The sequence below is a fragment of the Pseudomonas sp. P106(2024) genome (genome assembly GCF_057480815.1).
This window is the reverse complement of the sequence record NZ_JBLIYU010000002.1, coordinates 347108-358403: the sequence shown is the minus strand read 5'-3', so window position 1 is coordinate 358403 and position 11296 is coordinate 347108. Positions and strand designations below refer to the sequence as shown.

At 67.4% G+C, this 11296-nt stretch carries 8 protein-coding genes; 2 read left to right on the top strand and 6 right to left on the bottom strand.

The window, feature by feature from the left end; all coding sequences use genetic code 11:
* Window positions 1-153: 153 nt before the first annotated feature.
* The 4 genes from AC25M7_RS05220 to wecB are packed head-to-tail and all read right to left on the bottom strand — an operon-like array spanning window position 154 to window position 7323.
* Window positions 154-999 (bottom strand): DUF4434 family protein, encoded by an 846-nt coding sequence (locus AC25M7_RS05220; protein WP_062360823.1) that lies wholly within the window; start codon window positions 997-999, stop codon window positions 154-156.
* Entirely contained in the window at window positions 999-4001 is a 3003-nt protein-coding gene (locus tag AC25M7_RS05215) for a phage receptor (RefSeq protein WP_486970810.1), read from the bottom strand. The genes AC25M7_RS05220 and AC25M7_RS05215 overlap by 1 nt, the downstream gene beginning before the upstream one ends.
* Window positions 3998-6172, bottom strand: a complete 2175-nt coding sequence (gene nfrB, locus AC25M7_RS05210; protein ID WP_486970809.1) for a cyclic di-3',5'-guanylate-activated glycosyltransferase NfrB — start codon at window positions 6170-6172, stop codon at window positions 3998-4000. Before nfrB ends, AC25M7_RS05215 begins: the two co-directional genes overlap by 4 nt.
* Entirely contained in the window at window positions 6169-7323 is a 1155-nt protein-coding gene (gene wecB / locus AC25M7_RS05205; RefSeq protein ID WP_028691697.1) for a non-hydrolyzing UDP-N-acetylglucosamine 2-epimerase, read from the bottom strand. Before wecB ends, nfrB begins: the two co-directional genes overlap by 4 nt.
* Window positions 7324-7638: 315 nt before the next feature.
* On the opposite strand from wecB, the gene AC25M7_RS05200 reads away from it, so the two are divergent.
* Window positions 7639-8076, top strand: coding sequence for a PACE efflux transporter (locus AC25M7_RS05200; RefSeq protein ID WP_028691696.1), 438 nt, complete (start codon window positions 7639-7641; stop codon window positions 8074-8076).
* Window positions 8077-8165: 89 nt separating this feature from the next.
* Window positions 8166-8918, top strand: a complete 753-nt coding sequence (locus tag AC25M7_RS05195) for an AraC family transcriptional regulator (RefSeq protein WP_486970808.1) — start codon at window positions 8166-8168, stop codon at window positions 8916-8918.
* Here the strand turns inward: AC25M7_RS05195 and AC25M7_RS05190 are convergent.
* Both AC25M7_RS05190 and AC25M7_RS05185 read right to left on the bottom strand, forming a co-directional pair.
* Window positions 8888-10318: an efflux transporter outer membrane subunit gene (locus tag AC25M7_RS05190; RefSeq protein WP_088851521.1), complete on the bottom strand. Its 1431-nt coding sequence runs from the start codon at window positions 10316-10318 to the stop codon at window positions 8888-8890. The two genes, AC25M7_RS05195 and AC25M7_RS05190, sit on opposite strands and share 31 nt — an antisense overlap.
* A gap of 16 nt (window positions 10319-10334) precedes the next feature.
* Complete coding sequence (locus tag AC25M7_RS05185; RefSeq protein WP_028691693.1) at window positions 10335-11087, bottom strand: helix-turn-helix transcriptional regulator; 753 nt, start codon at window positions 11085-11087, stop codon at window positions 10335-10337.
* Between the last annotated feature and the right edge of the window lie 209 nt (window positions 11088-11296).

Sequence of the window (11296 nt, the reverse complement as noted above, 5' to 3'; positions counted from 1 at the left end):
GGGAGCGGCCTTGCGTCGCGAAAGGGGCGCGCAGCGGCCCCAGGTTTAAAGTCACCCTCAAAATTGCCGGAGCTGCTGCGCAGCCCTTTCGCGACGCAAGGCCGCTCCCACAGGGATCGCGCTAGCTTTAGCAGTTGAGTAAGACAGTTGTTCCTACAACGAGCCTGATTGCAGCACATCCTTGGCCCAGGGCCGGTAGCGCAGTGCGAACACAGCCTCGGCGTGGCAGCCTCCGCTCAGCGCCGGCTGCGCCGGTTCGGCGCGGAACGGTTGCCCAGGCGGGCTGACCTGGCGAAACGCCTCGCGCACGATACCCACCTGGCAGGGCAGGGCCTGTTCATAGCCCTGGCGCACGAGTGGCGGCAGGCGACCGGTGCCGGCACCATCCTGCCACCACACGTTCAGGCCAAGGTTCGCCAGTTGCTCCAGCCACGCACCATTGACCCGTGGCGACAGCTGGCCGGCGCTGAAGGCACTGATATGCAAGGGCTTGTCCAATTGCCGATTGAACGCCTGCAATTGTGTGTAGAGCGCATCGCGCCTGGCCGCATCGCGAAAGTGCAGGTCGTCCAGCTCCAGCGGCAGGTACCAGCCGGACACCGGCAGCGCCCAGTCGGTCTTGAGCTGCTGGTATTGGGTGAGGGAGCGGCCCAACTGCGACTTGAAGTAGCTGTTCAGCCCTTCACCGTCGAGCTGTTCGAGCCGCTGGTAGTAGGCCGGATCCATGTACAGCCCCAGCACCAGCTCCAGCCCCTGGGCCTGCGCCTCGCGCAGGCTGCCGGCAAGCCAGCCGTGGGCGCCGCCGAAGTCGCTGTCGCCGTAGGCGCTCCACTGCACGATCAGGGTCGTGCCACCCTGGGCCCTGGTGGCGCGCCACAGTTGTTGCCACTGGGCTGGCGAGACGTTCGCATCACGGTTGAGCGGCTGGTAGAACAGGCGCTCGTCGGCAAGGGTCGGCAGGCACAGGGCGAGCAGGCAGAGAGCCAGAAAGGTACGCATCAGAAATTCATCTCCACACCCAGCAGCACGCCGTTGGCGCGCTCGTAGAGGTTGCCGCCCAGCGCCTGCTGGTACTCGGCGCGCACTTTCAGCGAGCCACGGTAGGCGTTGTAGCGGTCGTCGTCGAACCACCACTGCCAGCGCAGGCCGACCCCGGCGCGGGCGTCCTGGCGCCAGTCGTTGCTTGGGTCCTGGCTTGAGAACTCGAGGAAGCCGTAGGGCATGATCGTCTGCGGCGACCGGCTTGGCAGTTTCCAGGCATGGCCCTGCTGGAAGCGCGACAGCCAGGCATGATCGCCCGCCCGGGTCCACCAGGCGGCGTCGAGGTAGAGGAAGCGCTCGTCCCAGTCGTCTTCGTCGATGCGCCAGTCATTGCGGTACCGGCCCTGGTCGAGGAACGAGGCGGTGGCACGCAGCAGCAGGTCGTTGCTCGATTCGGCGTTGTGGCGCAGGTCGCCCCAGTTGCCGCCGACCTTGGCCGGGCTTAGCAGCTCGCCCAGGCCCAGGCCGCTGTAGTGCGTGCTGTCGATCTGGCGCTGGTGGTAGAGCTCGGCGTACAGGTTGAGGTTGGCCTGTCCGAGCGGCTTGTAGCGCAGGCCGACGCCGGTGCCCATGCTCTGGGCGTAGTCGGTGCGGCTCTGGCCACCGAACAGCACGCGGCCATAGACCGACAGGGTGCTGCCGTTGCGGCTGGGCTCCTCGCCCAGGGCGTGGTCCCACATCGCCAGCTGCACGTTCTGCGATTGTGCCCGGCGGGAGCTGCCGGCGCGCGCGCCGTTGTCGAGAAACTTATCGTTGGTCGAGGTACCGGCTGGCGACCAGGTGCTGGCCAGGGTGATGCTGTCGCGGCGCGACAGGGCTTCATGGGCACGACGCTGGCGGTACTTGCGCGCCTCCAGGCTGCCGTACTCGTCGTCGCCGTCGACCAGGTTGCGCTCCACGTCCAGCACCCGGCGCAACTCGCGGCGGGCCGAGGCGCTGTCCTCGGCCTCGTCGTAGCGCAGGGCCAGGGTCTCGCCCAGGCGGTAGTCCTCGGGGAAGTCGCGGGTGGCGCGCTCCAGATAGGGGATGGAGTGGCGCCGTTGCTGCTTGTCCGTCGAGCCGGCCAGGCGCATGCCGTAGTCGGCGCGGTAGCGCGGCTGATCCGGCGCCAGGCGCACGGCCTCGGCCAGCCAGGCGGTGCTCTGGGCGCTGTCGCCGGCCTGCTGGGCGGTGCTGGCGGCGGCGTAGTAGTGATCGGCGCGCGGGGTGTGGCGCAGGGCTTCGCGCTGGAAGGCCAGGGCCTGCTGGGCGTCGCCCTGGCGTTGGGCGATGGCCGCGCCCAGGGCCCAGTCGTCGGCGTTGCGGTGCGCGGCCGCGTCCCAGTGGCGGCGGGCGGCGTCGGCATCGCCGGCGTTCAAGGCACCCCGCGCCGCGGTCAGGCGAGCATTGTCGGTCCAGACGTCGGCCGGCAGGGTGTTCCAGATCGGCAGCGCTGCTTCGGCGTCGCCCGAGGCCTCCAGCGCGTAGGCCAGGGGCAGGCGGCTGGCGGTGTCGCCCAGGCGTTCGGCGGCCTGGTAGTAGACCACGGCTTCGCCGGGCCGGTCGGGCATGGCGCAGCGGCCCAGGGCGCGATACTGCCCGGCTTCGCTCGGGTTGGCCGGGATCGCCTTGCGCACCGCGTTGCACTGGCCGGCCTCGGCCAGGCGGGCGAGCAACTGGCCGCGGGTGGCGGCATCGACTCGCGGCACCAGGGCGAGCATGCGCGGGGTGTCCAGCGGACCGTCGTTGCGCGCATAGAGGTTGCCCAGGCGCTGCAGCAGCGAGGGCGTCAATCGGCCCTGGCGGCGGTCGTAGGCGTTCTCCAGCAACTGCCGGGCGTGCTCGGTCTGGCCTCGCTCGAGCAGCATGAACGTGGCTTGCTCCAGCGCCGCGAGGTCGCCGGTCTGGCGGTAGCGTTGTTCCCACTGAGCCGCCGTGCGTGGTTGCGGCGGCTGCGCAGGGTCGCCATACAGGCGTTGCTTGAGAATGGCATAGCTGCGCGGATTGTCGCGGGCCTCGCACTGGCCGAGCTGCTCGCGGGCCAGCTTCAGGTCCTTGTGCGACAGCCAGTCGACGGTCTCCAGGCACGGGCGCTGCAATTCATTGCTCAACTGGCGCACCAGCGCCGCATCGTCGCCCTCGCGGGCCAGTTCCCAGAGTTGCCGGCGCTGTTCGGGATGCTGCAGTTGATCGGTGGGCAGGCTCTGCAGCCAACGCTCGGCCTGCTGGTTGTGGCCCATGGCGATGGCGCGGTTGGCCATGGCCAGGCGGGCATGGGTCGCCGCCTCCTGGGAAGGCGCGCTGGCCAGCAGTTTGTTCAGGCCCTTTTCATCGACCTGCTGGATATAGGCGTTGGCCAGGCGCTGCCAGTCCTGCGGCGGCAATTCGCCCTTTTCGGCCAGGGGTTGCAGCTGGTCGATGGTCTCGCCCCAGTTGCGCAGTTGCTCGGCGAAGTTGGCCCGGGTCATGCGCAGCACCATGCCGTCGTCGCGCACCGGCAACTGGTTGAGCCATTCCAGGGCCTTGGCCGCGCCACCGAACTTGGCCAGGCTGACGCTGTAGGCTTGCCACAGGCGCACCCGCTGCTGGCCCTGGCTGTCGGCCAGCCACGCCTCAACCTGGCTCTGCGCGGGCGGGTCCTGCTCGATCCAGGTCAGGCGCAGTTCGAGCAGGGCGTCGGCGTGCTCGGGGTTGTCGTCGAGGTCCTCGGCGATGGCCTCGGCTTCCTTGTAGCGACGCTGGTGGGCCAGGGCCTCGGCCAGCAGGGCGCGTGCCTCGTTGTTGTTGGGCACGCGCCCCAGCACGTGGCGGGTCAGGCGCTCGACCTCCGCCCAGTTGTCCTTCTGCGCCTCCCGGTAGCCACGCTCCATGAACGGGTAGCTGGTGAAACGCTGGAAGTCGGTCATCGGCTTGGTCGGCGCGGCCAGGGTGGAAGAGCACAGCAGCAGGCTGGCGAGGGTCAGGGAAAGACGGGGCGTCATGCCACCTCCCGGGTCAGATCATAGGCGGCCTGCTGTTCGCTGGCCTGCTCGGCGAGGGCTTGCTGCAGCACCTCTTCGGTAATGATGCCGCGGGCGATCAGGTGCTCGCCCAGGCTCTGCTGCTCGGGGTTGAAGTCGATCAGCGCCTGGTTGAACAGGGTCACCGGCACCATGCCGCGCACCTGCAGTAGCGTGCCGAGCATCACCTGGTGGATGCCGACCTGCTCCAGCAGGGTGGCGTCGTCCTGATGGCGCTCGAGCACCGCGAGCATTTCGCGGGTCTCGGGCTTTTGCCAGGGGCTTGGGTAGTGGTAGCGCAGGCCCAGGGTGACCCGCCCTTGCGGCGCCAGGCGGGCGCGTACCGGGCGCTTGAGCTGGCGACTGATCACGCCCAGCGAAACCTGGCTGACCGGGCTCTCGCTGGCCAGCACCAGGGTGTCGCCGTCCTCGTCCACCGGCAGCACGCCGTAGTGGGTGGCGAGCTTGCGCGGCAGTTTGGCGATCAGCGCTGGCGCGATCTTGAACGGGTTCAGCGGTGCCCAGGGCAGGTCCAGCTGTTCAGCCAGGGTCTCGACCAGTTGCTCGCTGCTCAGCCAGCCGTGCAGCAGCAACTCGCGACCCAGGCGCCGACGGACCGGGCTGGTGATGGCCTGCTCCAGCTGGGTTTGGCTGATCAAGCCTTTCTCCACCAGGCGCTGGCCCAGCGGCGTGCGCGCAGGCGCGGCGAGGGCGGGGAACTCGTGGGTAGTCTTGTCCCAGGCCACCCGCCGCGAATCGCCCATTTCCATCACCTGGCGCAGGGCGCGCAGGTTGGCGAAGAAGTTGACGAAGTTGCTCCACATCATCCGCGGCGCCGACAGCAGGCCCTCGAAGATGCCGTAGTAGCGGGTGACGAACCAGAAACGCTGGCACAGGCGGTTGAACAGCAGCAGGCCGTTGAGCCACAGCAGCGTGCTCAGCAGCTTGCTGTCGCTGAGAATCGACATGAAGCGCCACGACTCCGGCGCGATCACCGTCACCAGCCACATCGCCAGCAGCACCAGCAGCAACAGGTTGACCAAAAAGCTCAGCAGGTAGGCGAACAGCCCGCGGCGGTCGCGCCAGAGGAAGTAGTTGAGCGCCCCCTTGCGGCTCCAGCCGAGGTTGCTGGTGCCCTGGAACACGATGCCGACGATCCACCGCGATTTTTGCCGGATGGCGTGCTGCCAGTCCCGCGGGAAGTGCTCGCGCACGCAGATCACCTGGGCGAATTCGCGGCTCATGCCGAGGCGCCAGTCCTGCTTGAGGGCCAGCGCCGGGTCGGTGATGGAGTAGCGGGCGAAGATGCACTTCATGCCCTTCTGCTTGAGACGAAAACCAATGTCGTAGTCCTCGGTCAGGCTCTGCACATCGAAGGCGATGCCGTCGCCGTCCTCGAGCAGGGCGCTGATCGCCCGGCGGCTGAAGCAGGTGCCGACCCCGGCGCTGGGCACCTGGCCGGTGAGCGCTTCGCGCACGATGACGTCCTTGCCGTGGTTCTCGGCGAACTCGTCGACATAGTGGCCGGCGGTGAAGCCTTTCCATTCCGGTGCGTAGGGGTACACCGGAATCTGGATCATGTCCTTGTTCGGCAGCAGGTAGTTGAACAGGCGCAGTTCCATCGGCGAGATGACGTCCTCGGCGTCATGCAGGATGAAACCGGCGAACTCGATGCGCGCGTCCTGCTGGAAGCGCAGGATGGCGTCGATGATGTTGTTCAGGCAGTCGGCCTTGCTGGTCGGGCCGGGGCGGGCGCAGACCACCTTGTGAACGTTTGGGTAGTGCAGGCAGACGGCGTCGACGTCGGCCTGGGTCTGCGGGTCGTTGGGGTAGGTGCCGACGAAGATCTGGTAGTTCTCGTAGTCGATGGTCGAGGCCGCCAGGCGCGCCATCTCGCCGACCACGCCGACCTCGTTCCAGGCCGGCACCATGATCGCGAGGGGCTTTTCCGGCACCTCGAACAGGCGTTTCTCGTCGGCCTTGTCGAACTTGTCGTAGATCCGAAAGCGCCGGATCAGCGTGCGTCCCCAGTAGCACAGGTCGATGAACAGGTCGTCCAGGCCGAGCACGAACATCAGTGTCGCCAGGATGATGGCGAGGATCTTCAGGCCGAACAGGACATAGGTGAGGAAGTCGATGAAAGCCAGGCTCATGCGTTGTCCCGCGCGGCGGATTGCTCGGCGAACCAGCGGCTCAGGCGTTCGGCGATGCGCTCGCTGGCGTGGCCGTCGCCGAAGGGGGTGAACACCTGCGCCATGCGCGCGTAGGCCGCCGGGTCGTCGAGCAATTGGCTGGTCTCGTGGACGATGCGCTCGGTCAGGGTGCCGACCAGCTTGACCGTGCCACCCTTGAGCACGGCGGGGCGCTCGGTGACCTTGCGCAGCACCAGCACCGGCTTGCCCAGGGCTGGCGCCTCTTCCTGCACGCCGCCGGAGTCGGTGAGGATGATATGGGCGCGGTTCATCAGCCAGACGAAGTGCGGGTAGTCCTGGGGGGCGACCAGGTGGATGTTGTCGCGCCCGGATAGCACGCTGTACACCGCGTGCTGCACCTGCGGGTTTAGGTGAACGGGGTAGAGGAACTGCACGTCCGGGTAGCGCAAGGCCAGTTCGGCCAGGGCCAGGCAGATGCGTTCGAAGCCGCTGCCGAAGTTCTCCCGGCGGTGGCCGGTGATCAGCACCATGCGCTGGTCGTCGCGCAGCACCTTGAGCGGGGATTCGGGGGCGGGGCGCCAGTTATCGCGGTGCAGCTTGTCGCGCATCCACAGCAGGGCGTCGATCACTGTGTTGCCGGTGACCTCGATATGCTCGGGCGGCACGCCTTCGCGGATCAGGTTGGCGTCGGAGTCGCGGGTGGGGGTGAAGTGCAGGTCGGCGAGCACGCCGGTCAAGCGCCGGTTGGCTTCCTCGGGCCAGGGCTGCTGCAGGTTGCCGGTACGCAGGCCAGCCTCGACATGGCCGATGGGTATATGCCGGTGGAAGGCCGCCAGCGAGGCGATGAAGCTGGTGGTGGTGTCGCCGTGGACCAGCACGATATCGGGCTTGACCTGCTCGTAGGCGCGGTCGAGCTTGTCCAGCAGGTCGCGGGACAGGCCGTTGAGGGTCTGGTTCTGGGTCATCACCTGCAGGTCCTGATCGACCGTGAGGCCGAAGGCGGTGAGGACCTGTTCGAGCATTTCGCGGTGCTGGCCGGTGGAGCAGATATGCAGGTCGACCTCGGGCCAGTCGCGCAGGACGCGGGCCAGCGGGGCCATCTTGATCGCTTCGGGGCGGGTACCGAATACCATCATCACGGTGTAAGCCATCGTGTAGTTCCTCGTTCGATTCCCTGGACGAAGTTGTACGACGTGTCGCCGCTTGCCAGTCATAGATACAAGCAGTCGATCACGGGGTTGTCCAATGCGCGGCCTGCGCCGGACGGTGCGCTGCAGGCGCTTGCGGAAGTGCCATGGAGGCGGGGGTCGTGTCGGCACTGTCGAGGCCGAACGCCAGGGAGGGTTGGTGCGGAAACGTTTATGCTAGTTTTTCTTGATTGAACGGTCAGTCAATAAAGTATTTCCGGCTTTTTCTTACAGCCTTCTTCTTGTAGCTTTGTAGGTCTTTTCTTCAGGGAGTAGAGCATGCAAGGCAAGGCGCGCAAGGTCGTCCAGGCCATCCTGTACGAGGCCATCGCCGTGGCCTGCGTGGCGCCGGCGCTGGAGCTGGCGTTCGGCGCCGGCATGGCCCAGTCCACCGTGCTGTCGATCCTCATGTCGGGCATCGCCATGAGCTGGAACATGGCCTACAACTGGGCGTTCGAGCGCTGGGAGGCGCGCCAGCGCCAGCGCAGCCGCACCTTCCTGCGGCGCCTGCTGCATGCCCTGGGCTTCGAGGGCGGGCTGGTGCTGATCCTGCTGCCGCTGGTGGCGTACTGGCTGGACATCGGGCTGTGGGCGGCGCTGGTGACCAACCTGGCGTTGTTCGTGTTCTTCTTCGTCTATGCGTTCGTGTTCCAGTGGGGGTTCGACAAGGTCTTCGATGTGCCGGTATCGGCGCAGGAAGCGGCCAAGGGGTGCTGATATCGGCGCTTTTTCCCACAAGTCACCGGGTTCCCCTTAGCCCCACGCATCGCCAATAATCTACGTTCAACCATGCCAGACCCGCACCGATGCCGCGTTCGATCATCCTGCCGCTCGCCGAGAACTACCGCCATGGCGAGCACATCGCGCCGCACTGTCATGACCGCGCCCAGTTGATCCACGCGATCAGTGGCGTGGTCACGGTCAGTGCCCGCGAAGGCTGCTGGGTGGTCCCCCCGGGGCGTGGAGTGTGGGTGCCAGCGGCGGTCGAGCACGAGCTGCGCATGGCCGGCGTCGTGCGCATGCGTACCTTGTTCGTCGAACCCAACGCGCGCCCGGACCTGCCGCGCCAGTGCCAGGTGATCGAGATCTCGCCGCTGTTGCGCGAGCTGATCATCCGCGCCATGGACATCGCCCCCGACCATCCGGCCCAGGGCCGCGAGGCGCGGATCATGCAACTGATCCTCGACGAACTGCGCGTGCTGCCGGTATTCGCCCTGCATGTGCCCAGTCCGCATTCGGCGCACCTGCAAGGCCTGTGCGAGGCCCTGCGCCAGGCACTGTCCGAGGACTGGAGCCTGGCCCGTGCCGCGGCCCACAGCGGCCTTAACCCGCGCACCCTGACCCGTGCCTTCCAGCGCGAGACCGGCCTGAGCCTGGTGCAATGGCTGCGGCGCATGCGCCTGCTGGCAAGCCTGGATGCCCTGGCGGCCGGGCAGTCGGTGCTGGAGGTGGCGCTGGACCTGGGCTATGACAGCCCCAGTGCCTTCAGCGCGATGTTCCGCCGCACCCTCGGGGTATCGCCGTCGGTCTACTTCGGCAGGGCCGTGGAGCGCTGGTAGGCCAGCCCCGGCGCCTCGTCCCAGCCGCCACCCAAGGCCGTGAACAGGTTCACCTCGGCGAGCAACTGCGCCAGACGGTCGCTGATCAGGCCCTGCTGGGCGCTGAACAGCGAGCGCTGGGCGTCGAGGAAGGTCAGGCTGCTGTCGATACCGGTGCGGTAGCGGTTCTCGGCCAGGTCGTGGTAGCGCTGGCTGGCTTCGACCAGGTCGCGCTGGGCCCGCAATTGCTGTTGATAGGTGCTGCGCGCCGCCAGGCCGTCGGCCACTTCCTGGAAGGCGGTCTGGATCGACTTCTCGTAGCGCGCCACCTGCATGTCCTTCTGCAACGTGGCGTAATCGAGACTGGCACGCAGGCTGCCGGCGTTGAACAGCGGCAGGTTGACCTGCGGCTGGAACAGCCAGGTGCCAGTGCCGGCGTCGAACAGGTCGGCCAGCTCGCGGCTGCTGCTGCCGGCGTTGGCGGTCAGGCTGATGCTCGGGAAGAACGCTGCCCGCGCCGCGCCGATATTGGCGTTGGCGGCCTGCAGTTGGTACTCGGCTTGACGGATGTCCGGGCGGCGCTGCAGCAGGTCGGCGGGCAGGCCGGCGGGGACCCTGGCAATCTGTTCGTCGGCCAGCGGCAATGCCGGCAGGTGTTCGTCGATCTGCGTGCCGACCAGGCGCTGCAACTGGTTGAAGTCCTGGGCGGCCAAGCGGGTGTAGCGCGCCACGGCGGCGCGGGTGCTGTCGACGCGGGTGGTGGCCTGGATCTGGTCGAGCGCCGACAGGGTGCCGGTGCGGCGTTGACGCTGGGTCAGGCGCAGGCTCTTTTCGTCGGCTTGCAGGGTCTGGCGCGACAGGGCCAGCAATTCCTGGTCGGCACGCCAGGTCAGATAGGCGCCGGCGACGCTGCTGAGCAGGCTGAGCTCGGCGCCACGCCGGGCCTCGTCGGTGGCCAGGTAGCTGAGCAGCGCCTGGTCGCTGAGGCTGCGCAATCGACCGAACAGGTCCAGTTCATAGGCGCTGATGCCAACGGTGGCCGATTGCTGGGTGCTGATCATGCCTTCGCCGCCGGTGCGCCGCCGTGGCAGGTACTGGCGTGTGCCCTGGGCGTTGGCCGCGATCTTCGGCAGCAGCTCGGCGCGCTGGATGCGGTACTGGGCGCGGTAGGCCTCGGCGTTGAGCACGGCCACGCGCAGGTCGCGGTTGTTGGCCAGCGCGGTGTCGAGCAACTGGCGCAGCACCGGGTCTTGGAACACCCCGCGCCAGTCGCCGGTCAGGTCCGTGGCGGGTGGCCCGCCCCGGTAGGCGACGCCCGTGGGGTACTGCTCGGCGCTGGGCGAAGGTGGGCGCTGGTAGTCGGGGGCGAGGCTGCAACCGGTCAGAACGAGAGCAAGCAAGGGCAGGGCGATTCGCGGCATGACAGGGTCTCTGGGATCAGGTGCCGGCCATCCAGCGGGCCAGGCCATGGCGCCCGCTGACGCCGAGCTTGGCGGTGGCGCGTTTCAGGTAGGTCTCGATCGAGCTGTTCTTCACATTCAAGCGCTGGGCCATCTGCGGCACGGTGGCTCCGGTGAGCAGGCCGATGCACACTTCCTGCTCGCGGGTGGACAGGCGGATTGCCTCCTGCTCCAGGCGCTCGGTGAAGACCTGGCGCAGCGAGCCGGCCTCATCCGCCTGCACGCTGCCCGGACGACGCTGGGCCGTCTGCAGGAACAGCTGGGCATGGTGCTCGACCAGTGGCAGCAGGGTGTCGGACAGGCGCTTGAGCAGCGACAGTTCGGCCAGGGAGAACATCCGCTCGCTGCGCTGGCGATGGCAGCAGATGACCCAGCGCCGGTCGCCGCTGCGCGACACCAGGTTGCACTGGTGCACGGGGGCGTTTATCTGGATCAGCAAGGGGTCTTCCATGCGCATGATGCTTTGCAGCAGGGGATGGCGCAGCTGCGCTTGCGCGGGCGTCGCCTCGGGCAGGCCGGCGCTGCCCAGCACCTTGACCTGGCGGATGTTGGCCTGGTCGCTGTCAAGGGTCCACTCGCTGAGGTCGAGCCGATGGATCGGCACCTGGTCGTCGATCAGCTGGAACATCTGTTCGGCGAAGGTGGCATCGCCGGTGCTGGCAACCAGTGCCCCCAATTGCAGGTACAGGTGCGGGTCGTGGCGGTGTTCGAGGCTGTCGATCAGCTTCATGTCGTCGTCTTCCTTGATCCGGTAACGCGGTGGGTCTCGCGGTCGAGTCCTCTCTGTGGTGGGGCTTGGCGCTATTGAATAGCAGGCTCCGAGCCTGCGTCTGTAGCGGAAAGCGGGGACAGGAAATGTCAAATTATCCGACAAGAAAAGTCGGCATTTCCGTGGGGTCATGCAGCCTTAATTGACGGATTGTCGGACAATTGGCGCCA

Bases quoted from the DNA above. Each gene is read 5' to 3' on its own strand.
- AC25M7_RS05220 (WP_062360823.1), bottom strand. From the start codon at position 999: ATGCGTACCTTTCTGGCTCTCTGCCTGCTCGCCCTGTGCCTGCCGACC.
- AC25M7_RS05215 (WP_486970810.1), bottom strand. From the start codon at position 4,001: ATGACGCCCCGTCTTTCCCTGACCCTCGCCAGCCTGCTGCTGTGCTCT.
- nfrB (WP_486970809.1), bottom strand. From the start codon at position 6,172: ATGAGCCTGGCTTTCATCGACTTCCTCACCTATGTCCTGTTCGGCCTG.
- wecB (WP_028691697.1), bottom strand. From the start codon at position 7,323: ATGGCTTACACCGTGATGATGGTATTCGGTACCCGCCCCGAAGCGATC.
- AC25M7_RS05200 (WP_028691696.1), top strand. From the start codon at position 7,639: ATGCAAGGCAAGGCGCGCAAGGTCGTCCAGGCCATCCTGTACGAGGCC.
- AC25M7_RS05195 (WP_486970808.1), top strand. From the start codon at position 8,166: ATGCCGCGTTCGATCATCCTGCCGCTCGCCGAGAACTACCGCCATGGC.
- AC25M7_RS05190 (WP_088851521.1), bottom strand. From the start codon at position 10,318: ATGCCGCGAATCGCCCTGCCCTTGCTTGCTCTCGTTCTGACCGGTTGC.
- AC25M7_RS05185 (WP_028691693.1), bottom strand. From the start codon at position 11,087: ATGAAGCTGATCGACAGCCTCGAACACCGCCACGACCCGCACCTGTAC.